Below are 26241 nucleotides of genomic sequence, written 5' to 3'. Positions count from 1 at the left end.
TCGGCTTTTAAACTTTATGTTCATTATAAGTTCGCCCTATGGGCATAGTCAATACCGAATTATAAAATGAGCACAAAAATTAGGCGTGTAATCAAATAAATTTTAGATTCAAAACCAATAAATGTAATTTTAAATCTATCAAAGATGCGAGATTGTGAAAAAACTGTGGAAATTATACAACAATAAATTGGTTTATAGTGTATCTGTCCGAAAATAGACAAATTACGGCAAATAAATTGACACTGCCCCCTGGGCAGAGTTTATAATAATAAAGATGCATAAAGCTCGCCCTAGCAAATACAGTTTGTTTGTAATTGGCTGGTTGACGAGCTGATCTTCGATTAATATTTTTAAAAAGGAGCAAAGAAAATGAAAAGAATTTTGGCATGTGTGCTTGCTATAATGATAGCTGGTTCCATGGTAGCCTGCAATGGTGGTGCAGAGCCCGCCACCTCCGGTGAGGCATCTGCAGATGGAGAAAACTTTAAGATTGGTTTACTGGTGGCAACTGTTTCTCAAAACGAGGAGGAGTACCGCAAAGCAGAAGAGGTCCAGAGAAAATACGGTAAAGATCGAGTTGTAATCCAGACTTACCCGGATAACAACATGAAAGAACAAGAGACCACCATTGCGAATACGCTGGCACTGGCAGCCGACCCCGACATTAAGGCGATTGTTTTCGTGCAGGCGGTTAATGGTATCTCTGCCGCAATCGACAAGGTTCGCGAGAAAAGAGACGACATGCTGTTTGTTGCCGGAACTCCCGGTGAAGACCCTTCAATGATCGCATCCAAAGCAGATGTGGTGCTGCAGTCCAATGAAATCGACATGGGCGTCGGTATGGCGGAGCAGGCAAAGGCTATGGGTGCCAAAACCTTTATCCACTACTCTTTCCCCCGCCATATGTCCATGGAGATGCTGGTTTACCGCAGAGATGTCATCCGTAAAAAATGCGAAGAACTGGGCATTGAGTTCCATGACGCAACCGCTCCCGACCCGCAGTCGGATGCCGGTATTTCCGGTACTCAGCAGTTTATGCTGGAGGATATTCCAAGAATGGTGCAGCAGTACGGCAAAGACACAGCCTTTTATGCAACCAACTGTTCCATGCAGGAGCCTTTGATCAAATCTACGATTGATAATGGCGCTATCTATGTTATGCCCTGCTGTCCTTCCCCTTACCATGGTTTCCCGGGTGCACTGGGTATCTCCATCCCTGATGATAAAAAAGGCGACGTAGATTATGTCTGCGAAGAGATTGAAAAGAAGGTTTCTGAAAAAGGTGAGAGTGGTCGTATTTCTACCTGGAAATACCCCATGAACCAGATGTTCATTGAGTGCGGCGCGGAGTATGCCTTTGATTGGGCAAGCGGCAAAACCAACGGTAAGCAAGATTTTGAGCATATGCGCGATATCCTCAGCGCCTACCAGGGAATTGACGAAGCGAGCTTGACTGTCTATGACAATCCTAAGACCGGCATTCGTCTGGAGAATTTCTGGACTGTTATGCTACCTTATGTGAATTTCTAAGAGAATTCTTATTTTAAGCCTTAGTAAAAGCATGCAGTGCCCATGAGCCGGAACCTTTCCCGCTCGTCGGCATGAAATTTCCGTATTGTGGCTGGTTAGGTCTGTGAGAAAGCCCTATGGCTCATAGGGCTTTTTTACGTGCCTGACACTAGGAAGATATTCTCCCGTCCATTCACACAATAGAGAAATGAAAGGGGAAAAGAGGATGGAAAACAATTACATTCTTCAGATGGAAAACATCCAAAAAGAGTACTTTGGCAATAAGGTGCTAAAGGGTGTAAGCCTTTCCATAAAGCCGGGAGAGATCCATGCGCTTTTGGGGGAAAACGGCGCGGGCAAGTCCACTTTGATGAATATCCTGTTCGGCATGTCGGTAATCCACTCTACCGGTGGATTTTCCGGAAGCATCAAATCCGAAGGAAAAGAGCTTAATATATCATCGCCCAACCAGGCGATGGAACTTGGAATAGGCATGGTTCATCAGGAGTTTATGTTGATCCCGGGCTTTACCGTTGCAGAAAACATCAAGCTCAACCGCGAAATCACCAAACCAAACCCGCTGAGCTATGTGTTCGGGCCAAAAGTGCGCGTTCTGGATGTTGCCGCGATGAAAAAGGAGTCGCGCGCCTCTCTGGATGAGCTGGGTATGAATATCAGCGAGAATGCGCTGGTGTCTGGGCTGCCGGTAGGGCATATGCAGTTTGTCGAGATTGCACGCGAAATTGATAAAAAGAATATTAAGCTACTGGTATTTGATGAGCCCACCGCGGTACTTACCGAAAGCGAGGCCCAAACCCTGCTGAAAATCATGAAAGAGATTGCAGCCAAAGGGATAGCGATTATTTTCATCACCCACCGCTTGGATGAGGTCATCGAGGTTGCAGATAACGTCACCATTCTACGAGATGGCGAAATGGTAGCACAGATGCCTAAGGAGCAAACAAATGCCAAGCAGCTGGCTGAATTGATGGTTGGCCGTAAGATTGATCACATGGTAGACGCAACTGACGATAAGCGCCAGAAATCGGGTAAGACAATTCTGGAGATTAAAAATCTGAGGGTGCAGATGCCTGGTGAACAGGTTAAAAATGTATCTCTGTCGATTCAAGAAGGAGAGATCCTCGGCATCGGCGGCTTGGCCGGGCAGGGAAAAATCGGAATCTCCAACGGCATTATGGGTCTCTTTCCGGCAGAAGGAGAGGTCTATTTCGAGGGAGAAAAGATGGATTTGGCGGATACCAAGAATTCTTTGTCCCGATCCATTGCCATCGTTTCTGAAAACAGAAGAGGCAACGGATTGCTACTGGATACCTCTATTGAAGAGAATATTGTAATGACAGCGCTTAACATTAAGCATAGTTACCTCAAACGGGTAGGCCCGTTCCGTTTTCTGAACCGTAGGGAAATGCGTAAACGCAGCGAGGAGATGATTCGAGAACTGGATATTCGTTGCACAAGCCCCCAACAGATTACCAGAAGGCTGTCTGGCGGTAACCAACAAAAGGTATGTATGGCTCGTGCATTAACCACCGGCCCCAAACTCCTTTTTGTCTCCGAACCTACCCGCGGCATTGATATCGGTGCTAAAAAAATTCTGTTGGAATACCTGCTCAAGATCAATCGCGAAGAAGGTGTCACCATTGTCATGACTTCTAGCGAGCTGGCTGAGCTGCGTTCGGTATGTGACCGCGTCGCCATCATTTACAACGGAAAGGTAGAAGGCGTTCTGTCTCCGTTTGACAGCGATGCAGACTATGGCTTGATGATGGCAGGAAACTACGATAAATATAAGAAGGAGGTAGAATAAGTTGACCTCTGTGAAGAATTTAGTTGCAAAGATAGGAACCGCCCGCCTGATTATCATTGCGTTTTTTCTCTTCCTCTGTGCAATGATTGGCGTATACGATATCCCCATGGCAATGACCGCCACCGATGTCCTGGTGAGGTTTGGTATGCACACAACTTTGGTGCTTTCAATGGTTCCGGGCATTGCCTGCGGAATCGGTTTGAATTTCGGTTTGCCGCTGAGCATCGTCTGTGGACTGCTGGGTGGCCTAATCGCTCTGGAAATGGGACTTACAGGCTTTCCGGCCTTTATCATAGGCATTTTAATTTCTATTCCGTTTAGCGTTGTGGTCGGCGGACTTTACGGAATGTTGCTCAACAAGGTTAAGCGCTCGGAGATGATGGTTGCTACCTATATGGGCTTCTCCGTGATCTCTCTGATGTGTATTTCGTGGGTTACTCTCCCGTTCAACGCCCCCGAACTGGTATGGCCAATTGGTAAGGGATTGAGGACTACGATTGATGTATCAGAAAAATATGGACAACTGCTGGATAATTTCTTGGCAATAAAAATCGGCGAGCATTTTTCCATCCCCACCGGATTAATTTTATTTGCTCTGCTAATGTGCCTAATTGTATGGCTGTTTTTCCGTAGCAAAACCGGCGTTATTATGCGCGCGGCAGGTGAGAACCCCGATTTTGCCAAGGCGAATGGCATTAATGTAGATCGTTACCGCATTGGTGGTACCATTTTCTCCACGGTGCTGGGTGCAGTCGGTATTATTGTTTATGCCCAGAGCTTTGGTTTCTTCCAGCTCTATCAGGCGCCGATGATGATGGGCTTTGCAGCAGTCGCCGCGATTTTGATCGGTGGCGCCAGTGCAAAAACTGCCAGCATCAGCAATGTACTCATCGGCACCTTTTTATTCCAAGGAGTTTTGACGTTGGCAATGCCAGTGGCAAACAAGGTCGCTCCTGATGGGAATCTGGCGGAAATTGTCCGCATCTTGGTGAGCAACGGCATTATTATCTACGCATTGACAAAGGTAAAGAGAGGTGAATAAAATGACCCCATTGCAAAATAAAAAAACAAATAACCAGTTTAAGGATAGCTTTACCCACTTTTTATCGCAGAATATGGTCGTCATCGTATTCCTCGTACTTGGTGTTGGCGGCTTCTTTCTTTCCAAACAGCCGCTGTCCTTTGTCTTGGAGGAATTGGTTAACCGATTCGCGCGTAATACCTTTTTGGTACTCTCCCTAATTATTCCGGTAGTAGCCGGTATGGGGTTAAACTTCGGAATCGTAATCGGTGCCATGGCAGGGCAGATGGCAATTATATCTGCCGTGCACTGGGGCTTTACAGGTTTTGGCGGCTTTTTGCTGACGCTGCTGCTCAGCATGCCTTTCGCCATTTTGTTTGGTTACTTAACCGGTAAGATATTAAACAAAACCAAAGGCAATGAAATGATTACCACTATGATTTTAGGTTTCTTTGCAAACGGTATTTACCAGTTTATCTACCTGTTTCTGGTAGGCAGAGTCATCCCAATGGAAAACCCGGTTATGATGATCAATTCCGGTGCCGGCATTAAGAACACAGTCGATCTGACCGGAACACTGAAATATTCTCTGGACGGATGTTTGAAGCTGTCGATGGACAAAACCGTGACAATCGTGCTGGCGGCAGTAATCACATTGGCAGTCTTCCAAATTGTGCGCCATCTTTTAAAAATCAAGCGGGATGGTGTTTCCGTAAGTCAAAAGCTTTTAATCAAGAACATCGCAATGGTGGTTTTGAGCATTGCATTCCTGGCTTTTGTGGCATCTAACCGCAAGTTTAAGATGATGCTCGCTTTCGTAGACATCCCGGTGGCAACTATGGCAGCAATTGCACTGCTGTGTCTGATTAATGTCCTGATTATGCGCATCAAGTTGGGTCAGGATTTCCGTACAATTGGGCAGAATGGGGCCGTTGCGCAGGTGGCGGGCATTAATGTAGACCGCACCCGCATTATCGCCATCATTCTTTCCACCATCTTTTCTGCATGGGGTCAGATCATCTACCTGCAGAATATCGGTACCCTTAACACCTACGCCAGCCATGAGCAGGTGGGAACCTTTGCGGTAGCTGCCATTGTGGTAGGTGGCGCATCGGTGGCCAAGGCAACGAACAAACAAGCCATTATCGGTGTGTTGCTGTTCCATCTGCTGTTTATCGTATCCCCTCTCGCGGGCAAGGAACTGTTCAACGACCCGCAGATCGGCGAATATTTCCGCGTATTTATTGCGTACGGTGTCATCAGCGTATCTTTGGCGCTGCATGCATGGAAAGTAATGGCTAATAACAAAAAACAGGAGCGGTTAATTTAGTGCAAATGAAATTTGACGACGCCTTCGGTCAGCAGATCGACCAATGGATTGCCTGGAATAAGGATGAAATGGTAGAACAAATCATTCGACTGGTGAGCTGCAAAAGTGTCCGATCGGCTCCGGATGGAGAATATCCCTTTGGCAGAGAGGTCGCATCGGCACTGGATATTGCCCTGCAGCTGGCATCAGAAGCCGGGCTGGAGACCGTAAATGATGCGTATTACTATGGTCTTGCAACCCTTCCGGGAACTGGGGAAAAAAAGCTCGGCATGTTCGCTCATCTGGATGTAGTGCCTGAGGGCAACGGATGGTTTCAAGACCCCTATCAGGCAGACATCCGCGACGGATATCTGGTAGGACGTGGCGTGGGCGACAACAAAGGCCCCGCTATAGCAGCTCTTTATGCTATGAAGTTTTTGAAGGAGCATAAAATTTCGCTGGAAAAAACAGTGCAGTTATATCTTGGTTGTGCTGAGGAATCGGGCATGGAAGATATCGTATATTACACCTCGCGTAATACGCCGCCGGATTTTTCCTTCACTCCCGACGTTTCCTTTTCCGTCAGTTACGGGGAAAAAGGAATCCTTGAAATGGAGGTTCAAGCAGAGCTGGAATGTCCATGCTTGTTGCAGCTTCAAGGCGGTCAGGCGTCCAATGTGGTGGCAGCCGAAGCGTTTGCGGTAATTAGCAATCCCACTCCTGAGACGGTGGAGGTGCTAACCGGGCTGGAGCGAGTCACTCTTTGTACACAGGATGAAAATCTGCTTGTAAGTGCTCAAGGTGTCGGAAAACACGCTGCCTTCCCAGAAGGTTCGGTCAATGCGGTTGCTATTTTGTGCGCAGCATTGGCAAAGGTTAAGCAGCTGGGAACTCCGACACAGGAAAAGCTCGGGAGCGTCGCCTGTTTACTGGAAGATTTTTATGGGGCATCGCTTGGAGTTCCCTATGAAGACAAAGCTTCCGGAAAACTGACGCATACCTGCGGCATCCTGCGCATGGCAGATGGGAAGCTGGAGTTGGATTTCAACATCCGTTACCCGATTGAGGCTCCTGTGCAGGAGATGAAACAGCGCCTGCAGGAACAGTTTAGGCTGGCCGGTTTCCACATTACCAAGCTTAGCAATAACCCTCCGGCCTATGTGCCCTGCGACAGCCTGGAGGTGCAGGCACTCAACGAAATTTGCAACCATACGCTGGGGACTGATTTAAAACCCTATACCATGGGCGGGGGAACCTATGCCCGCAAATTGCCTAATGCGGTTGGCTACGGACCGGGGCGCAATGACAGACCAAGGCTTTTTGGCAGCGGCCATGAGCCGAATGAATGTATTCTCATAGAAGATTTAGAAAATGCAGTGAAGATTTACATTCAGGCTTTGCTTGCACTCGACAAGATTGTCTGACCGGATAGCGGACACTTGGCAAAAGGTATGGCATACATACTTTACTGTAAATAAAAACAAATTTTAGGAGGAATTACCAATGGCAATTAAACACAATCAACCAAAGTATACCGATTTTACAACTCTACAGATCAGAGGCGCGGTTGAGCATCGTGCAACCTGGATGGCACTTCTGCTGGAGGAAGCAAGAAAAGGAAATATGGATTTCGAGAAGATCGGCAGAGCTGCAATCAGAAAGTGCGGGAATATTCATGCTGCAACATACAAAGCTCAGTGCGAAGATCCTACCAGCGCGGCAGATTTTGCAACAGCGTTTTTCCACGAGCAGGGCAGCAAAAATATGGAGATTACTGTTCTGGAAAAAGACCATGACCATGCAATCGCTGAATTCAACCAGTGCCCGCTGGTACAGGCTTGGGAGAAACTGGGCTACGAGGGAAAAGACCTGGAACTGCTCTGTGACATCGCTATGGATGGCGACCGTGGTATTGCCGAGAGCATGGGGCTGAAACTGGATATCGAAAAAACCATTGCCAAAGGCGATGGTGTATGCCGTCTGCACTTCCACAAATAGTCTTTATAAATGGCAAAGCCGCTGTCAGAGTTTTGACAGCGGCTTTTATCGTGTTGAAATCGATTTTTTAAAGGTGCAATTAAGTAATTGAAACAGCACCCACAAGATGCTGTCATACCAACCAGGGTTTATTTCTTAAAACCAGTTGTCAAGTGATGAACACTCACCATCAAAAATAAATAGGTTGCGATGCTTTGCTGTTTTTTTGTTGACAAAACATTTTACTCGTGCTAAACTAACCGAGGAATAAAAGGGAATGAGGTTCTCCCTTGGCAAACGCCAAAACCGCTTTTTAAGCTGATGACTTCTGTGATTTTTATCGCAGAAATTGTCAGCTTTTTTATTTCTGCGCAGGAGGATTTTTTATGTTAACAAGTCTTGCATTCATTTTTCTGCTGGGGCTGTTGTTTGGTTCACTGTTTAGGCGCTTAAAACTGCCGCCACTGCTGGGAATGCTGCTTACTGGAATGCTACTGAGCCCTTACGCACTGAATCTGCTAGATAGTTCAATTCTGGCCATTTCTACCGACCTGCGGCAGCTTGCGCTAGTAATTATTCTAACACGTGCGGGGCTGGCACTGGATGTAGCAGAGCTGAAAAAGGTGGGAAGACCCGCTGTTTTAATGTGCTTTGTTCCGGCGCTGTTTGAAATTGCGGGCGTAATACTTCTTGCTCCGCCTTTGTTGGGAGTTACAATTCTAGAGGCTGCCATAATGGGTACGGTTGTTGCTGCGGTCTCGCCTGCAGTGGTGGTGCCGCGCATGCTGCGGCTGATTGAAACGCGCTACGGTACCAATAAGGGTATTCCACAGTTGATTATGGCGGGTGCATCGGTGGATGATGTCTTTGTCATCGTGCTGTTCACCTCGTTTACAGGGCTTGCAGGTGGCAAAGAATTCTCAGCTACATCACTTGTACAGGTTCCGGTATCCATCTTAACGGGGCTTGCAGTAGGCATTGTGGCGGGGCTGTGCCTTTCGGTGTTATTTCGCCGCCTGCGTATCCGCGATTCTACCAAGGTTATTATCCTGCTCAGCATATCGTTCTTGCTGATGGCTTTGGAGAGGCAGCTTGGTACGGTTGTACCGTTTTCGGGTTTGTTGGCGGTAATGAGTATGAGTGCGGCAATTCTGCAAACCTGCCCGACACTCGCGCCGCGGCTTGCCGTCAAATTTTCAAAGCTGTGGGTAGGGGCTGAAATATTATTGTTTGTTCTGGTGGGGGCTACAGTTGACCTCCGCTATGCGCTGTCGGCAGGGGGAATGGCGGTACTGGTTATTTTAGGAGCACTGATGCTTCGTATGCTCGGTGTATGGTGCTGCCTGCTCAAAACAGCCCTCAATGTAAAAGAACGAATTTTTTGCATGTTGGCCTACCTGCCAAAGGCTACGGTGCAAGCAGCAATCGGAGCGATACCGCTTTCGATGGGGCTGCCATGTGGGCAGCTTGTATTGACAGTGGCGGTACTCTCAATTCTTATTACTGCACCGCTCGGTGCAATTGGCGTGGACAAGAGCTACCGCCGATTATTGCAGGGCCCTTAAAAAGTGTGATACGTCACAGTACAGATTTGATATATTTCGTCCCTGCCCCTCATATATTGGTGATGAGACAAAAATCAGTTGGGGGAGTGGCTATGTTTGTAAAATCCTATAAAATATCAAGCAGGCGGCTTTTGGGCCTGGGCATTATGTTTGTGGCGGTAATTGCGCTGTTAGTATATGGCATTGGGCTGCGCATTTCAAGCACCGACGCAAAAGTTGAGCTGGAGACCAGTACGAAAATCAGCAAAAATGCCTCCAAAGGGGTGGCGAAAACCGAAAAAGACCGCCATACGTTTATCTCGCAGTTCGGCTGGCAGGTGGAAGAAGAAGCGGAGGAGATTGCGGAAATTGTAATCCCCGAAAAGTTTGACGAAGTGTATGACCAATACAACAATTTACAGAAAAAGCAAAACTTTAACCTCGAAAAACACAAGGGCGAGCGCTGCAAACGTTATACCTATAAAATTACAAATTACCCCGATTACCCCGACAATGCGCGGATTAATATCTTAGTGCTGCAGGGGAAAGTGATTGGGGGCGACGTTTGTTCTACCGAGTTGAATGGCTTTATGCATGGCTTTGCGGCTAACTCCGCTGCAATGGAAACCGTCAAGGAGCTGCCGTTACCCGACGAGGAGACTGCGGTGACTGAGCAGCCCTTGGGTGGGGTGCTGGCTCAATCTTCCTCTGAAGAGGAAGTGATAGCAGACCCCTCTGCCGAACCGCCGGTTGAGGATACCATGACACAGGATCTTGCTGAAATCATGAAAGCGTTGCAAGGGGAGGAGTAATTCTATAAAAGGTGCGCAAAAGCGTGCCTTTTTTTATTTTTTATGGTATACTCATATGCAGTAATTTAAGAAATGAGTGTATCAAATGGTAAAAGATTTAACTACCGGCGCGCCATCAAAGGTGATTGCTGCATTTGCAATCCCAATGGTAATCGGTAATTTGTTTCAACAGCTCTACAACGTTGTGGACTCCATAGTTGTAGGGCGTTTTGTTGGCACAGAAGCGCTGGCAGCGGTAGGTTCTTCGTTTACACTAATGGTGTTTCTCACCTCGATTTTGCTTGGGCTTTGCATGGGAGCGTCGGTGGTGTTTTCACAATTTTTTGGGGCGAAAAACTTTGAGGATCTGAAAAGCAGTATTTCTACATCCTTTATTTTTATTGGTGTGACATCGCTGGTGCTCAGCGTGCTGTCAATCGTCTTTGTAGATGGCATCATCACACTTATGAATGTACCCGCCGAACTGGTGGAGGACACAAAAAGCTACTTACTTATCATTTTTAGTGGAATTTTTTTCACGTTTTTATACAACTGGGCGGCGGGGCTGCTGCGTGCGCTGGGCAACTCAAAAATACCCTTGTATTTTCTTATTCTCGCAGCACTTACAAACGTAGTGCTCGACCTTGTATTTGTCATCAACTTTCAGATGGGTATTGAGGGTGCGGCGATTGCAACGGTGATTGCGCAGTTGTTATCGGCGGTTTTATGCCTAATTTACTGTATCAAAAAGATTGATTTTTTAAGCTTTAAATTAAGAGAAATTACCTTCAGCAAACGCATCTTTCGTTTGACCGCAAGCTATTCGCTGTTAACTTCGGTACAGCAATCTGTTATGAACTTCGGTATTCTGATGATACAGGGGCTGGTCAACTCATTTGGTGCGACCACAATGGCTGCGTTTGCGGCGGCAGTTAAGATTGATTCGTTCGCCTACATGCCGGTGCAGGATTTTGGGAATGCTTTTGCCACTTATATTGCACAGAACAAGGGTGCGCAAAAGCAGCAGCGAATTCGTGAGGGCATTAAGGTGAGCATACTGCTGATTACCGTATTTTGTCTGGTGATTTCAGCTTTGGTATGGCTGTTTTCCGATCAGCTGATGCTGATTTTTGTGCGCCCAACCGAGACAGCCGTTATTGCCATTGGCGGGCACTACCTGCGCGTGGTAAGCGCATTTTATTGCCTCATTGGTTATCTGTTCCTTTTCTACGGTTTGTACCGCGGGCTGGGCAACGTAACAATGTCTATCGTGCTGTCCGTTATTTCTCTTGGCACACGTGTAACGCTTGCATACGCGCTGGTACCTTTTCTAAAGCTGGACGGTATCTGGTGGGCTATCCCTATCGGCTGGGCTTTTGCTGATATTGTTGGTACGGTTTACTACAAAAAGGTTCAAAGTAAAATTCCGCTGGGGGGTACCCTATGAAACCCGAACGATTGGACAAGCTGCTGGCGGCACAATCCACCTTTTCGCGCAAGGACGTAAAAGCCATGGTGCGCAAGGGCTTGGTGAGTGTCAATGGCTTAGTGGTGAAATCGGCAGACCTGAAAATCGATATGGAGAAGGACAAGGTATCGCTTTGCGGTGAGCCGGTTTCAATCTCAAAATACAGCTATATTATGATGAATAAGCCGGCTGGGGTGGTTTCTGCCACCCGCGACAACAGGGAGCGTACGGTAATTGACCTTGTTCCTCAGGAGCTGCTGCGTGACGGATTGTTTCCTGCCGGCAGGCTGGATAAGGATACGGTTGGCTTTCTACTCATCACCAACGATGGCGATTTTGCTCATCGTATTCTTTCGCCAAAAAACCATGTACCTAAAACCTATATTGCACAACTGGACCAGCCGATTGATGAAGAAATTATGGTAAAGTTTGAAGAGGGCTTCGCGCTCGACCTCAACACCGACTGCAAGCCTGCACGCCTTAAAATACTTGAAACAGGCAAGCGGGAGTTGGTTGAGGTGATTCTCATTGAAGGTATGTACCACCAAATCAAACGGATGTTTGAGCATTTTGGGCGCAAGGTGGTTCATTTGCAGCGCATACGCATGGGCGCACTTTACCTTGATGAATCGTTAGCCCCGGGTGAATGCAGAGAGCTCACTCAAGATGAGCTTAAACAGATTACGACAAAAATTTAACATTTGTAATTATTACAAAAATATTAACCGATGTTGGATGAAACAAGGAACAAAAGGGTTGTTTGTTCACATTTTTCTCATAAAAATAGTTTAAAATGGGTACTTAGGATGATACTAGAAAAAAAAATTGCAGATTTCGCACATTCATCCACAACTTTTTTTGTTTATTGTGTTGCAAATTGACAAAATATTCGGTAGAATAAATATGATTGGCAATCATGACAGCGAATGGCTTTCGGCAATTTGCCGAATATAATAAGCAAAGAGGGGATTTTTATGTCGAACAGACTGTTTCAAGGCGTAATCCATCAAATGCGAGATTCCATTGACAGAATAGTTGGTGTGATCGACGATTCGGAGACAATCATCTCCTGCAGTGACCTGACCAGAATTGGCGAGAAGGCAGAGCTTGCATCCTTTGAAAATATGGATATCAGCGATACCTTCACCAAAGACGGCTTTACCTACAAGCCTTTTGGCAGTAGAATTAAGCCGGAGTATGTAGTGTTTGTGCAGGGGAACGATGAGATTGCTTCCAAGTTTTGCAGCGTTCTTGCAATTTCATTGCTCACAATCAAGCAGTACTACGATGAAAAGTATGATAGAAACAACTTTATCAAAAACGTCATTCTGGACAACATTCTTCCCGGCGATATCTTTGTAAAGGCAAAGGAGCTGCACTTTAACACCGATGTATCCCGCGCGGTACTTCTCATTCGAGTCGTCGCGGCGAACGACATCTCCTCCTTTGACGTCATCCAGAACCTGTTCCCCGATAAGCAAAAGGATTTTGTGTTCAACATCAGCGAATCGGATATTGTTCTGGTCAAAGAGATTAAAACGGGCATTGCAGTGAAAGATCTCGAGAAGCTTGCACGCTCCATTGTAGATACACTGGGCGGCGAGTTCCACACCCGCGCAATTGTGGGCATTGGCACCTCGGTGGACGGCGTTAGGGATCTTGCGCGTTCGTTCAAAGAGGCACAGGTTGCGCTTGAAGTCGGTAAAGTGTTCGATACCGAAAAATCCATTATCAGCTATGACAATTTAGGTATTGCGAGACTCATCTATCAGTTGCCTACAACTCTGTGCGAGATGTTCTTGCGCGAGGTGTTCAAAAAGGGCTCGATTGAAAGTCTGGATCAGGAAACCCTGTTCACAATCCAGAAGTTCTTCGAAAACAACTTGAACGTTTCTGAAACCTCCAGAAAACTGTTTGTTCACAGAAACACCCTCGTTTATCGTCTGGAAAAGATCAAGAAGCTGACGGGCTTAGACTTGAGAGAATTTGACCATGCAATTATTTTCAAGGTTGCACTTATGGTTAAAAAATACCTAACAGCCAATCCAATCAAATATTAAAGGACTTTTTTAGCGAGTTTTTGACCTCCAAGGCGGTATTATGCCATTTTGGAGGTTTAAAAATGGCAGTCCTGATTAGAGGGCGGTGTGCAAGTGATAAAATTTACCAATGTGTCTAAAACCTACAAAAACGGCACAGTGGCTCTAAAGGACGTAAATTTAGAGATCCAAGACGGAGAGTTTGTTTTCATCGTGGGCTCATCGGGCGCGGGCAAATCCACGCTTATCAAGATGTTGCTGCACGAGGAGGTTCCCACCTCGGGTGAGGTTGAGGTCAACGGCTTTAAGCTTTCTAAAATGAAACGCCGGCAAATTCCAAAGTTTCGCCGTTCGCTTGGCGTAGTGTTTCAAGACTTCCGGTTAATTCCGAGTATGAATGTATTTGACAACGTAGCATTTGCGTTGCGCGTCACTGACGTATCCCCCCGCGACATCCGTCGCCGTGTTCCTTACATTTTAGGGCTGGTGGGGCTTGGTTCTAAGGCAAAATGTATGCCCGACCAGCTTTCGGGCGGTGAACAGCAGCGTGTCGCACTAGCGCGTGCACTGGTCAACAACCCTCGTCTTATTATTGCGGACGAGCCTACCGGCAATATCGATCCCGAATTATCTTATGAAATCGTCGACCTTTTGAACGAGATCAACAACGTTGGCACAACTGTAATCATGGTAACACATGAGCACGATTTGGTGGCGCAGTTTAACCGCAGAGTTCTGACAATTGAGCATGGGCATATTATTGCTGACGATTTGGAATGGAGGCAATAATATGAGAGGAAGTAGTTTTGGGTACTTATTAAAGGATGGCTCGAAAAATGTTTGGGTGAACCGGCTGATGTCGCTTGCATCCATTGGCGTTTTGACCGTTTGTATGTTGCTTATTGGTTCTTCTGTGCTGCTGAGTGTAATATGAACAGCATAGTGGGCTACGTAGAGGATCAAAACGAAATTGTGATTGTGCTTAACGACGATATGTCGCAAAGTGAAATCGATGAATTTGACGCCGAGCTGAACAAGGTCGACAACCTTATGAACATTGTGTTTGTCTCAAAAGAGGAGGCATTCGAAACCGAGAAAGAAAAACTCGGCGAGGCGGGTGAACTTCTCCGTGAAGACGACAACTTTTATCCGAATACCTACCGTGTTAAAATCAATGATCTTTCGCGTTTAAGAAATACGGTCAAGGATATCGAAGGCATGGAAGGTGTCGATTCCGTGAAGGCACCGACTGAAATTGCGGAAACGCTTACCAGCATTAAAAAGTTGGTAATTCTGTTTGGCATGGGCATTGTAGTGCTCTTAATCGGCGTTACTTTGATCATTATTGCAAATACCATTAAAATTACCGTATTTAATCGCCGTAAAGAAATCAGCATTATGAAATACGTGGGCGCAACCGATCTTTTTATCAAGTTTCCTTTTATGATAGAGGGCTTGATTTTGGGCTTAGTTTCTGCAATTTCTGCGTATTTTATCTTGTGGGGCGGATACAATTATCTGCTCGACTGGCTGACACAAAATCCATCCACTTGGATTCAGTCGATCAACGGCAGCATTATTCCATTCCAGCAGCTTGGGCTCAAGTTATTTGGTGGTTTTGCAGCCGGAGGCATTGGCATTGGTGTTGTAGGCAGTATGATTTTTGTACGTAATTATTTGAAAGTGTAGCGGGTTCTTGTTTGTGCACAGTTTCCAATTTCAAACATTTAGTGAAAATGTGCAACAAAATTGCCCCAAATCATCACTGATAAAAGAGGAAAGGACGTGCTACTGAAAAGATGAGAAAAAATTTGTGGAAAAGGGTCGCGGCAGCCGCAGTTTGTCTTACTGTGCTGGTCGTAGCACAGGCTGCCCCCTTTCAAGCAGCAGATGACTCCTATAAGGATGAAATCAACGATCTGAATGGTAAAATATCGGCTCTTAAAAAGGAGCAGGCAGCAATTCAGGCGGACATCGATAAGGCGAAAAATGACAAATCAAAAAAAGAAAAAGAAAAGAAACAGCTTCAAAATCAGGTTTATCTAGCTCAGCAGGAAATCGAGCTTCTCACCAGCCGTATTGGTACCCTAGAAGGCAATATTGCACAGAAGGAGAGCGAGATTAAGGACAAGCAAGCGCAAATTGATGCAAACTATGAACAGTTTAAGCAACGTATGCGTGCCATGTATCTCAACGACGACTCAACTGTGCTGGGTGTTGTGTTCGGTGCGGATTCTTACTCCGACTTCCTCACCCGCACCGAGATGCTGCAGCGAACCTCTGCACATGATAAAAAGATGATTGATGAGCTGCTCGAAGCAAAGCGTGCCATTGAGGAGGCTCTTGCAGAAATTCAGGCAAATAAAGCGCAGGTGGAAGAAGATAAATCTGACATGAGCGCACAGAAAGCAAACCTCGCTGTAAAAGTACAGGAGGTTGCAAAGCAGGAGATGCAGCTTGCCGACCTGCAAAAAGAATTTGAAGCGCAGAAGGCACAGAAGCAGAAGGAAGAGAAAGAGGCACAGGCTGAAATTCAGCGTATCTACGCTGAAAATGAGTCGATCGGTGATTACGTCGGCGGCGATTTTCAGTGGCCTGTTACCGGTTTTAGAACCATCACCTCTCGTTTTGGCTGGCGTTTCGGCGGCAGTGACTACCACACCGGTATCGATATTGCGGGCAGAAACTCTTCGGGCTCGGCAATCTTCCAGCAGCCCATTCGCGCAGCAAACGCCGGTAAGGTAATCTATGCTTCCAACTCCTATACCCCAGGCAGGGGCTACGGACGATATGTCATCATCGACCACGGCGGCGGCATGTCCACTCTGTACGGGCATCAGAACAGCGTATACGTCAGCGTGGGCGACTATGTTGCACAGGGTGAAACCATCGGCGAGGTTGGCACCACCGGCTGGAGCACCGGACCGCATCTTCACTTTGAAATCCGTAAGAACGGTACGGCGGTAAACCCTGCAAACTACTTTAATATTTAGACATTTTATGCGGCAACTATCAGAGGCTTTTATAAACTTTCATGATTTGCTTATTTCTGCTGCAAGGGCAAATGCCCTTGCAGCAAAATACTCGGCAATGTTCCGTTTTCAAAGAAGCCTTAGACAGATTGGAGTAATCAGATGAATAAAAAGGTATCAATCGGCGCCTTGTTCACGCTGATGGCGATTGTAGCTGCGGTAACTTTCTCGATGACCATGGTTTTTTCCATGAGCGTGTTTAACGACAAGGTATACAACCTGAAGGAAAGAGAAGCAATCTACAGCAAGCTTTCGGAAATCGATAAAATCTTCCGTACCAATTACGCGGGGCAGGTTGACGACAAGCTTTTGATGGACGCATTGTCCTCCGGTTACGCAAAGGGCAGCGGAGACGCGTATGCAAAGTATTACACGGCCGAAGCCTATAAGAAAGAATCGCAGACAGCCGAGGGCAGAATTGTAGGTATTGGTGTTGTCACCGAGAAAGACCCCAGCGGCTATCTTGTCATCACCAACATTTACCCCGGTTCCACTGCGGAGTCATCGGGGCTGAAAGTCGGCGATTTGATCATTAAGATAGACGATACCGAGGTTAAAGCCGAGAACAGCGCGCAGATGCAGGAGATGCTGCAAGGCGAGCCCGGCACAAAAATCAATTTGACGATTCGACGTGACAGCGAGGATAACAACTTTGAGGTTACCAGACGTTATGTTGATATTCCGTCGGTTTTTCCAAAGATGCTGGAGGGCAACATTGGCTATCTGCGGGTTTCGAATATTTCCGATACAACAGACGAGCAATTTATCAAGCAGCTTGAAAAACAGCTTGATCAGGGTGCGAGATCGTTTATCATCGATTTCCGTAACAACGGCGGTGGCATTTTCGATTCCGCTGTCAAAATTCTCGATCGCATTTTGCCGGCTCAGCCCATTGTAACGGCAACGTATAAAAACGGCAAAACCGTGCAGACTGAAACCAACGACTCCAAGGCACTGAATATGCCCATTGTTATTCTTACCAACGAAAAAACCGCCCGTGAGGCCGAGATCATCGCACAGGTGCTCAAAGATTACGGCAAGGCAAAAACAGTTGGAACCAAAACAATGGGTAAGGGCACCAAACAGGATGTCATCAAGCTTACCGATGGCTCGGCGATTATACTCACCACCGCTGTGTATAAAACCCCAAACAGCGAAAGCTTTAATCTGGTGGGTGTTAAGCCTGATTACGAGGTGAAGCTTTCAGCTGAAGAGGAGAAGGCTTTTTCCACGCTCGATGAAAATACCGACCCGCAGATGAAAAAAGCCGTTGAAGTAGTTCAGGGCTTGCTCAGGGCAGCAGAGGAATCCGTATCAAGCGAGGCTGCAACCGATGAATCCTCATCCAGCAAAGCATCCGCTGAAAAATAGCAACAGTAAAACTTAATCACTAGGCTGCCGCGCAGGTGTTTTGCGCGGCAGTCATATTTTTTATTCTGCGCGGCATATGATGTTTCAAACGGCATAAAAGGCGGGTGAGCGGTTTGTTTGCAGTGCTGCGCATAGAAAAACAGCAAGATGAAGGCATATTTGCCCGACTTTTGCATAGAATGAAACAACGTAAAATGAAAGCAGAAGCAGTAGACACTCCGTTTGGCAGCTACGCACTGCTCACCGCCCAAAGCATGCAGGTGGATTGGGACAAGGTTGATGCACTTTGCGGGCGTGCAGGCAGGAACCTGGTGCTGCCCCGCCAGCTCAGCATTCCGGAGGGCTATGCCCTTCGCCGTTTTGTACCCACCGCATTGACCCTGCGGGTACTGTGTAACACCTGCGTTGAGATTATCCGCCACAGCAAGCTGCCGCTTTACCGCAAAATAGTCACCCTGGTTGACCCCATGGCGCATTACATTGATTTTGTGCCCGAGCTATTATACCACTGCATTACCGTCAAGGTTGCAACCTCACAGGTTGAACGCTACAATCTTCTTTCTGAGCAGCTGATGGAGGAGCTCGGTGCGAGCATTGTGGTGACCGACAGTTTAGACAACTTTGACAGCTCGATACTGGTGGTGTGCCCGGGTGATGAGGGACTGGACAAAATTGTGACGAATGCACCGGTACTTACGGCAGGCAATATAGACATACCGTCGGTGTGCAAACTTGTGGGCGACATGCAAATTCAGCCACGCGGCGAGCTGGCAGCTTACGTGCCAAAGGGGATTACCCCGCTTGATTTTGCCGGTGCCCTGTATGAGCTTAGCGGTTGGCAGGGTGCAACCAAGCTTACCGCACATACTCTGCGCTGCAAAGACAATCTACTGCATCCCTCAGAGATTGCAAAATATCTCGAGCAAAACGATTCCCAAAAACCCCATTATTATCCAAATATTACAACACGGGCTTGACATTGAGCAGACGCTCGACTATAATAGAAAGAACTTGGTAACCCGTAAAAGTTTGTTTTGCGGGTTACCAACGGCAATTTAGCCGTATTATTCTGTGGTTGTCGAGGTCGGTATCACCCCGGAAAGGAAGATTGAAATTGGCAAAAGAGATAATTCTGACAGAAGAAGGCCTAAAAAAGCTCCAGGAGGAGTTTGAAACGCTAAAAACAGTTAAGCGTAAAGAGGTTGCTGAAAAAATCAAGGTCGCACGCGGCTTTGGCGATCTTTCCGAGAACAGCGAATACGACGAAGCGAAAAACGAGCAGGCAATTGTAGAAGCACGTATCGCCGAGGTAGAAGCAATGCTCAAGATTGCCCGCGTGCTGGACGAGGATGAAATAGCACATGATACCATAAGTGTTGGTTCTAGGGTCAAGCTGAGAGATTTAGAGTTTGATGAGATTGAAGATTACTATTTGGTGGGCTCCACCGAGTCTGACCCATTGAACAACAAGGTTTCGGATGAATCACCCTTGGGTAAGGCACTGCTTGGTAAAACAATTGGCGATAAAGTTAGTGTTGATGCCCCCAGTGGCACAGTACCGTATGAGATTCTTAATGTTACCAGATGATGAGACTGTAAGGATATACGAAATGCGGGCTATGGACTATAGCCTGCATTTTTGAGGTTATGTCAAGTGAAAAAGAACGTCTGTCTGCAAGCAGCCTTGCTGCCTTGTACGCGGGCAAATGGAGGTTAAATAAATGCAGGAAAACCAGAACGTTAACACCCCGGAAGAAAATGAAGAACTAAACGAGCAGCAGCTTTCAGAAATTTTGCAAATTCGCCGCGGCAAGCTTACAGATATGCAAGGTGCCGGCAACGACCCTTTTAAAATGACAACCTACGATACCACTGCTTACGCGCAAGATATTGTGGACAAGTTTGACGAATACGAAGAAAAAGAAGTTCGCGTCGCGGGCAGAATTATGTCTTGGCGCGACATGGGCAAGGCTGCGTTTATGGATTTGCGCGATGCCTCCGGACGCATTCAGCTCTACGTAAAAATTGACGTGGTAGGGGAAGAAACTTACGAGAACCTGCATAACTATCTTGATATCGGCGATATTGTCGGTGTTGACGGTATTGCGTTCCGTACACGACGCGGTGAAATTTCGGTCAAAGCGCATGCAGTTACCATACTCTCAAAATCTCTGCTGCCTTTGCCTGAAAAATGGCATGGCCTCAAGGATACCGATATGCGCTTTCGCCAGCGCTATGTGGATCTTATCGTAAACCCGGATGTACGTGACGCGTTTGTAAAACGCTCTAAAATCATCACCGAAATTCGCAACTATTTGAATGATACAGGATTTTTAGAGGTTGAGACCCCCGTGTTGCACTCCATCGCAGGCGGTGCGTCTGCAAGACCGTTCATTACCCACCACAACACTCTTGATATTGATATGTATCTGCGCATTGCTTTGGAGCTTCACCTCAAACGACTGATTGTCGGCGGTTTTGATAAGGTATACGAAATTGGCCGTGTATTCCGTAACGAGGGTATGGATACCCGCCATAATCCCGAGTTTACACTGCTTGAATTGTATCAGGCGTTTACCGATTATCACGGTATGATGGATCTTACCGAGAACCTCATCCGTGCCGTTGCAAAAAAAGTTCTCGGTACGGCTCAAATTACCTATGGCGAAACCGAAATTGACCTCGACAAGCCTTTTGAGCGTCTGACCATGTCCGACGCGGTGCTCAAATACGGTAAGGTTGATTTCAGCAAGGTGAAAACGCTGGAAGAGGCAAGAGCACTTGCAAAAGAGCATCACATCGGGTATGAGGAGCGCCATCAGAAGGGCGATATTCTTAACCTGTTCTTTGAAACCTACGTGGAAGAGCATCTGATGCAGCCCACCTTTATTATGGATCACCCTGTGGAGATTTCGCCGCTGGCGAAAAGAAAGCCCACCGACCCCGATTACACCGAGCGCTTTGAGCTGTTTATTGTAGGACGTGAGCATGCCAATGCATTCTCTGAGCTCAACGACCCCATCGACCAGCGTGGACGCTTTGAGGCACAAGCTGCCGCCAAGGCTGCGGGCGATGATGAGGCTTGCGATGTGGATGAGGATTACCTTACCGCTATGGAATACGGTATGCCCCCAACAGGCGGCTTAGGCATCGGCATCGACCGTTTGGTGATGCTGCTTACCAACAGCGCCTCCATCCGTGATGTACTGCTGTTCCCCACAATGAAGCCGATTGCAGGCAATAAGTAATTACAGTCAAGAGCCGTCCGCTGCGACGGCTCTTTTTCGGTAAGTTGCAAAGCAGGCATACATCAGAGTCATACTCTACGACAAGTCATACAAAAAATCCCGCATCTTGTTCCACGATTTGCCGAAACTTTGCATTTACATTTACCGTACTTTCGGTTATAATAATACAAAACACACAACCCTTTAAGTTAGTCCCGTGAGGCTGGCAAGGTAGTGATCAGTGAATAATACGGCATATCTGCAGGCAAATGTGTGCTTGCGGAGTGTGGTGATAGTAGCTAGAAACGGCCTGTCCGGTCTCTGTTGAGAGTCGGATATGCCGTTTTTTTATATGATAACGGCGATAAGGAGGCATCACAGATGTTGAAAGAAAAGGCTGAGATTCTGGACGCAAACGCCATGGGGCGAGCCATTACCAGAATTTCGTTTGAAATTATTGAAAAAAATAAAGGGCTTGGCGATATCTGCATCATTGGCATTCTGTCCCGCGGGGCGACTATCGCCAAGCGTTTGGCAAAACGCATTGCCGAGCTGGAGGGTGTGCGTGTGCCGGTGGGGTATCTCGATATCACCCCGTATCGCGACGATATGAGGCGTGATACCGAGGATCGCTCGCAAATCGCCTTTGATGTAACCGATAAAAAGGTGGTGCTGGTGGACGACGTTATTTACACCGGTCGAAGTGTGCGTGCCGCTATTGATGGGCTGATGGCACGCGGAAGACCTGAAAAAATACAGCTAGCCGCATTGGTCGATCGGGGGCATCGTGAGCTGCCCATCCGTGCCGATTTTATCGGTAAGAACCTGCCCACCTCCACGGACGAAAAAGTGCGAGTTTGCGTTGCCGAACAAGACGGAATCGACCGTGTGGTGATTTTATGTGAGGAGGAAGAGTAGTGCTGATTCAAAACGCCAGAGTGATTGACCCTGCAAACGGAATCGACAGCGTAATGGATATCCTCATCCGCGGCAGTAAAATCGCCGCGGTCGGCAAAGATTTGCCCGATACCGGTTCGCAGCGCATTGATGCACAAGGGCTTGTCGCATGCCCGGGGCTGATTGATATGCATGTGCACCTGCGCGACCCCGGATTTACCTACAAAGAGGATATTGCGAGTGGCTGTGCCGCGGCTGCGGCGGGTGGTTTCACCGCAGTTGCCTGTATGCCCAACACCAATCCGGTTGCTGACAGCGCTGAGGTGTTGCGCTACATTTTAGAACAGGCGGCGAAAGCGAGTTGCAAAGTGTACCCTGTGGCGGCGATTACGGCGGGCGAACAGGGTAGAGAACTTACCGATTTTGCCGCGCTCAAAGCGGCGGGTGCCGTAGCGGTGAGCGATGATGGAAGACCGGTAGAGCAGGATGAAATGATGGAGCAGGCACTCTTACAGGGGGTGCAGAACCGTTTGCTGGTCATTAGCCATTGCGAGGATTTAAAAATGATCGACGGCGGCATCATCCACAAAGGGCGAATCTCCGAGGAGCTTGGCGTAAAGGGGATGGATAGGCTCAGTGAGGACAGCATTACCGAACGCGAATGTCAGCTTGCCGAAGCAGCCGGCGGGCGTGTTCACATCGCGCACGTTTCCACCAAAGGCTCAGTTGAAATTATACGGCAGGCAAAGGCGCGCGGCGTGCACGTCACAGCCGAGACAGCACCCCACTATTTTATGATGACCGACGAGCTGCTGCGCAGCCGCGACGCAAACTTTCGCATGAACCCGCCACTGCGTGAGCAGGAGGATGTGGACGCGGTGCTTGCAGGCGTACGGGACGGTACGCTGGACTGCATCATTACCGACCATGCGCCGCATTCTACTAAGGAAAAGGCGGATTTTCTGCACGCGCCCAACGGAATTGTAGGGCTCGAAACCTCGCTGGCTGCAACGCTCACCGAGCTATACCACAAGCAAGGCATGCCACTGAGCGAAATTGTGCAGTGTATGTCGCAAAGCCCCGCCGAAATTTTAGGGGTAGAGGGCGGTACGCTCAGCGTTGGCAAGCCCGCCGATATCACGCTGTTCGCACCCGACGAACTGTGGACAGTGGATGCGTCACGCTTTAAGAGCAAATCGCGCAACACCCCGTTTGACGGCAGAACGCTTACCGGGCGCGTAAAGTACACCATCTTAAACGGCGAAATTGTCTATCAAGATGAGTAGAATTGTAAAGCCGAATAAAATGAATATTAAAATAGAAAAGTGAAAGAGGAGATATTATGTCATTTGATAAGCTGATTAGCAGAATTGTTGAAACACAAAACCCCACCGTGGCAGGTCTTGACCCAAAGCTGGAATACATTCCAAGTTATATTGTTCAGAAAAACTTTGAGGAATACGGTTGTAACCTGCGTGGTGCGTCACGTGCCATTTTAGAATACAACGAGGCGCTGATTGATGCGCTGTGCGATATTGTACCCGCCGTGAAACCACAGTGTGCATACTACGAGGCATTTGGCTACCATGGCATGAAGGCTTTGTACAAAACCATTGAGTACGCAAAGAGCAAGGGTATGTACGTTATCACAGACGGCAAGCGCAACGACATTGGCAGCACCATGGAAGCATACGCCATCGCACATCTCGGTACCACTCAAGTTGGTGACGATCGTATAGAGGCATTCGGCGGCGACGCACTTACCGTAAACGGTTACCTCGGCACCGACGGCATTGCTCCTCTTATCGATATTTGCAAAGAGCGCGACAAGGGCGTTTTTGTGCTGTGCAAAACCTCCAATAAATCATCCGGTGAGCTGCAGGATAGGCTGATCGACGGCAAACCAGTGTACCGGATTATGGGTGAAATGTGCGAAAAATGGGGCGAAAGCGCAATGGGAGAGCTTGGCTACTCTGCGGTTGGCGCAGTGGTAGGTGCTACCTACCCTGAGCAGCTTGCCGAGCTGCGTGCTGCTATGCCGCACACCTTCTTTCTTGTGCCGGGTTACGGCGCACAGGGCGGCGGGGCGAAAGACGTCATCGGTGCGTTCGATGCAAAAGGTCTCGGTGCAATCGTCAACTCCTCACGCGGAATTCTTTGCGCTTGGCAGAAAGAGGGCTGTGATGAGCACGATTTTGCGCAGGCGGCGCGCCGCGAGGCTCTGCGGATGAAGCAGGACATCACTCAGCATCTGACGGGCGGAATTCATTTGTAATCTAAGAAGAGTTGTCTTATTTGCGGGCGCTGCCCGCGTACCCGCGGGGGTAACCCCGCAATACGGGGTTGCGGTAATAGCCGCTGGAAAAAGGAGAGAAGATATGTCATATAGTAAAGAAACAAAACAAGCGACACTTCTGCTGGAGGACGGCACGGTCTTTGAGGGGAAATCCTTCGGCGCGCAGGGCAGCGGGATCGGTGAGGTGGTGTTTACCACCGGCGCGGTGGGCTTTCAAGAGACCATCACCGACCCAAGCTACTGCGGACAGATTATTACACAAACCTTTCCGCTCACCGGAAATTACGGCATCAACAAGGACGACAACGAATCTGCCAAAGCATACGCAGCGGGATATATTGCACGCGAATGGTGTGATGTACCCTCCAACTTCCGCAGTGAGCAAACGATAGATGCGTTTTTAAAGGCGCAGGGTATTGTGGGCATCTACGATATCGACACTCGCGCGCTTACCATCCATCTACGGGAAAACGGTACGATGAATGGCGTCATCACTACCGAGCCAATCTCCGACAAGGTGGCTCTGCTGGCAGAGCTTAAAGATCATCGGCTAAAAAACGCGGTAGAGACTGTCTCTGTCAAGCAGAGCACCCTGTACAAGGCACAAGGTGAGCGCAAGGGCAGCATTGCCCTCTACGATTTCGGCTGCAAGTATAGTATCATCAGCGGCGTTACAGACCAGGGGTATGACGTCACAGTTTTGCCCTGCAGCACCCCGCTTGCCGAGGCGCTCAGCCAGCAGCCCGATGGTATTGTGCTCGCAGGCGGTCCGGGTAACCCCGACGACTGCAGTGATATGATTGCGAACATCAAACCCCTGCTGGGCGGCACAACACCCGTACTGGGCATTGGGCTGGGGCATCAGCTGCTCGCCTGTGCTGCGGGAGGCAAGGTTACCAAGCTAAAGCATGGGCATCGCGGCGGCAATCAGCCTGTGATGGACCTGCGCCTCGGAAAAACCTTTGTAACGGCGCAAAATCACAGCTATGCAGTAGAAGGCAGCTCGCTCGACGAAAGCACCTGTGAGGTGTTTTGCCGCAACATCAACGACAACACCTGCGAAGGCATCTTTTACAAAAACACCCCTGCATTTTCCATTCAGTTTCACCCCGAAGCCTTTACCGGCGCAGGGGACACGCACCACTACATAAACGAATTTGTGAACATGATGAATGCAAGGGGGAAAAAATAATGGCATTGCGCAGTGATATTAAAAAGGTTTTGGTGATCGGTTCCGGCCCTATTATAATCGGGCAGGCGGCGGAATTCGACTACGCAGGCACACAAGCGTGCCGCGCACTCAAGGAAGAGGGCCTGGAGGTTGTACTCATCAACTCCAACCCCGCCACCATTATGACCGATAAGGCGATGGCAGATAAAATCTACATCGAACCGCTTACTCTGGATGTAATTAAGCGCATTATTGAGATTGAACGCCCCGACAGCGTGCTTTCAACCCTCGGTGGGCAGACCGGACTTACCCTTTCGATGCAGCTTGCAAAAGAGGGTTTTCTCGCCGCAAACGGCGTGAAGCTGCTGGGCGCGACACCCGAAACCATCGACAAGGCGGAGGATCGCCAGATGTTCAAGGATACGATGGAGAGCATCGGTGAGCCTTGTATCCCATCCAAGGTGGTAGATAACATTACGGATGCGCTGAAATTTGCGAAGGTGATCGATTACCCCGTAATTGTGCGCCCGGCCTTTACCATGGGCGGTACAGGCGGCGGCATTGCAACCGATGAAGCAGAGCTGCAGGATATTGCAGAAAACGGTCTGCGCTTATCTCCCATCACACAAATTTTAGTTGAAAAATGTATCTCCGGCTGGAAAGAGATTGAATTTGAGGTCATCCGCGACCGAAACGGCAACAGCATCACTGTTTGCTCAATGGAGAATGTCGACCCCGTCGGCATACATACCGGCGACAGC

Annotated in this window: 23 protein-coding genes, 1 pseudogene and 1 riboswitch; all 24 genes and pseudogenes read left to right on the top strand. The window is 48.1% G+C overall.

The features are described from left to right. Positions 1 to 369 precede the first annotated feature (369 nt). On the top strand, positions 370 to 1530 hold the full coding sequence (locus RTV33_RS00955; protein ID WP_312640578.1) for a DUF3798 domain-containing protein: 1161 nt from the start codon (positions 370 to 372) through the stop codon (positions 1528 to 1530). Between the two features lie 205 nt (positions 1531 to 1735). After that, positions 1736 to 3337, top strand: a complete 1602-nt coding sequence (locus RTV33_RS00950; RefSeq protein ID WP_312640576.1) for a sugar ABC transporter ATP-binding protein — start codon at positions 1736 to 1738, stop codon at positions 3335 to 3337. Positions 3338 to 3347: 10 nt separating this feature from the next. Beyond that, positions 3348 to 4379, top strand: coding sequence for an ABC transporter permease subunit (locus RTV33_RS00945; RefSeq protein ID WP_312640959.1), 1032 nt, complete (start codon positions 3348 to 3350; stop codon positions 4377 to 4379). 1 nt (position 4380) lies between these two features. Continuing rightward, positions 4381 to 5688, top strand: a complete 1308-nt coding sequence (locus RTV33_RS00940) for an ABC transporter permease subunit (protein ID WP_312640574.1) — start codon at positions 4381 to 4383, stop codon at positions 5686 to 5688. 5 nt (positions 5689 to 5693) lie between these two features. Next, positions 5694 to 7091: a Sapep family Mn(2+)-dependent dipeptidase gene (locus RTV33_RS00935; protein WP_312640957.1), complete on the top strand. Its 1398-nt coding sequence runs from the start codon at positions 5694 to 5696 to the stop codon at positions 7089 to 7091. 79 nt (positions 7092 to 7170) lie between these two features. Beyond that, positions 7171 to 7665, top strand: coding sequence for an L-2-amino-thiazoline-4-carboxylic acid hydrolase (locus RTV33_RS00930; RefSeq protein WP_312640572.1), 495 nt, complete (start codon positions 7171 to 7173; stop codon positions 7663 to 7665). Positions 7666 to 7908: 243 nt separating this feature from the next. Beyond that, a riboswitch (Fluoride riboswitch) is annotated at positions 7909 to 7982 on the top strand. A 48-nt stretch (positions 7983 to 8030) separates the two neighbouring features. Then, entirely contained in the window at positions 8031 to 9209 is a 1179-nt protein-coding gene (locus RTV33_RS00925) for a cation:proton antiporter (RefSeq protein WP_312640570.1), read from the top strand. 92 nt (positions 9210 to 9301) lie between these two features. Further along, positions 9302 to 10000: a DUF4830 domain-containing protein gene (locus tag RTV33_RS00920; protein ID WP_312640568.1), complete on the top strand. Its 699-nt coding sequence runs from the start codon at positions 9302 to 9304 to the stop codon at positions 9998 to 10000. Positions 10001 to 10085: 85 nt separating this feature from the next. Then, on the top strand, positions 10086 to 11426 hold the full coding sequence (locus RTV33_RS00915; protein ID WP_312640566.1) for an MATE family efflux transporter: 1341 nt from the start codon (positions 10086 to 10088) through the stop codon (positions 11424 to 11426). Beyond that, positions 11423 to 12145: a pseudouridine synthase gene (locus RTV33_RS00910; RefSeq protein ID WP_312640564.1), complete on the top strand. Its 723-nt coding sequence runs from the start codon at positions 11423 to 11425 to the stop codon at positions 12143 to 12145. The genes RTV33_RS00915 and RTV33_RS00910 overlap by 4 nt, the downstream gene beginning before the upstream one ends. Positions 12146 to 12421: 276 nt before the next feature. After that, the gene (locus RTV33_RS00905; protein WP_312640562.1) at positions 12422 to 13507 is read left to right on the top strand and encodes a helix-turn-helix domain-containing protein; all 1086 of its coding nucleotides are present in this window, start codon (positions 12422 to 12424) and stop codon (positions 13505 to 13507) included. A gap of 93 nt (positions 13508 to 13600) precedes the next feature. Next, complete coding sequence (gene ftsE, locus RTV33_RS00900; protein ID WP_312640560.1) at positions 13601 to 14275, top strand: cell division ATP-binding protein FtsE; 675 nt, start codon at positions 13601 to 13603, stop codon at positions 14273 to 14275. 1 nt (position 14276) lies between these two features. Continuing rightward, entirely contained in the window at positions 14277 to 14420 is a 144-nt protein-coding gene (locus tag RTV33_RS00895; RefSeq protein ID WP_312640558.1) for a hypothetical protein, read from the top strand. Continuing rightward, entirely contained in the window at positions 14417 to 15175 is a 759-nt protein-coding gene (locus RTV33_RS00890; protein WP_312640556.1) for a permease-like cell division protein FtsX, read from the top strand. Before RTV33_RS00895 ends, RTV33_RS00890 begins: the two co-directional genes overlap by 4 nt. 110 nt (positions 15176 to 15285) lie before the next feature. Further along, a complete protein-coding gene (locus RTV33_RS00885; protein WP_312640554.1) occupies positions 15286 to 16479 on the top strand; it encodes a peptidoglycan DD-metalloendopeptidase family protein in 1194 nt (397 codons plus the stop codon). A gap of 141 nt (positions 16480 to 16620) precedes the next feature. Beyond that, complete coding sequence (locus RTV33_RS00880; RefSeq protein WP_312640552.1) at positions 16621 to 17889, top strand: S41 family peptidase; 1269 nt, start codon at positions 16621 to 16623, stop codon at positions 17887 to 17889. 104 nt (positions 17890 to 17993) lie between these two features. After that, the gene (locus tag RTV33_RS00875) at positions 17994 to 18866 is read left to right on the top strand and encodes a hypothetical protein (RefSeq protein ID WP_312640550.1); all 873 of its coding nucleotides are present in this window, start codon (positions 17994 to 17996) and stop codon (positions 18864 to 18866) included. Positions 18867 to 18997: 131 nt separating this feature from the next. Continuing rightward, complete coding sequence (gene greA, locus RTV33_RS00870) at positions 18998 to 19477, top strand: transcription elongation factor GreA (RefSeq protein ID WP_312640548.1); 480 nt, start codon at positions 18998 to 19000, stop codon at positions 19475 to 19477. A gap of 133 nt (positions 19478 to 19610) precedes the next feature. Beyond that, on the top strand, positions 19611 to 21137 hold the full coding sequence (lysS, locus tag RTV33_RS00865; RefSeq protein WP_312640547.1) for a lysine--tRNA ligase: 1527 nt from the start codon (positions 19611 to 19613) through the stop codon (positions 21135 to 21137). Positions 21138 to 21497: 360 nt separating this feature from the next. Continuing rightward, positions 21498 to 22034, top strand: a complete 537-nt coding sequence (pyrR, locus tag RTV33_RS00860; RefSeq protein ID WP_312640546.1) for a bifunctional pyr operon transcriptional regulator/uracil phosphoribosyltransferase PyrR — start codon at positions 21498 to 21500, stop codon at positions 22032 to 22034. Then, complete coding sequence (locus RTV33_RS00855) at positions 22034 to 23299, top strand: dihydroorotase (RefSeq protein ID WP_312640544.1); 1266 nt, start codon at positions 22034 to 22036, stop codon at positions 23297 to 23299. Before pyrR ends, RTV33_RS00855 begins: the two co-directional genes overlap by 1 nt. Positions 23300 to 23355: 56 nt before the next feature. Then, complete coding sequence (gene pyrF / locus RTV33_RS00850; RefSeq protein ID WP_312640542.1) at positions 23356 to 24288, top strand: orotidine-5'-phosphate decarboxylase; 933 nt, start codon at positions 23356 to 23358, stop codon at positions 24286 to 24288. Positions 24289 to 24391: 103 nt separating this feature from the next. Further along, positions 24392 to 25501: a glutamine-hydrolyzing carbamoyl-phosphate synthase small subunit gene (gene carA / locus RTV33_RS00845; RefSeq protein WP_312640540.1), complete on the top strand. Its 1110-nt coding sequence runs from the start codon at positions 24392 to 24394 to the stop codon at positions 25499 to 25501. Continuing rightward, a pseudogene (locus RTV33_RS00840) lies at positions 25501 to 26241 on the top strand (carbamoyl-phosphate synthase large subunit); the annotation flags it as partial. The gene carA and the pseudogene RTV33_RS00840, both read left to right, overlap by 1 nt.

Origin of the sequence: Hydrogenoanaerobacterium sp. (assembly GCF_032017025.1) — a bacterium.
In the GTDB taxonomy this organism is placed as follows: Bacteria; Bacillota; Clostridia; order Oscillospirales; family Ruminococcaceae; genus Hydrogenoanaerobacterium.
The sequence above is the reverse complement of the archived record's forward strand: the minus strand, read 5'-3'. Positions and strand labels throughout refer to the sequence as shown.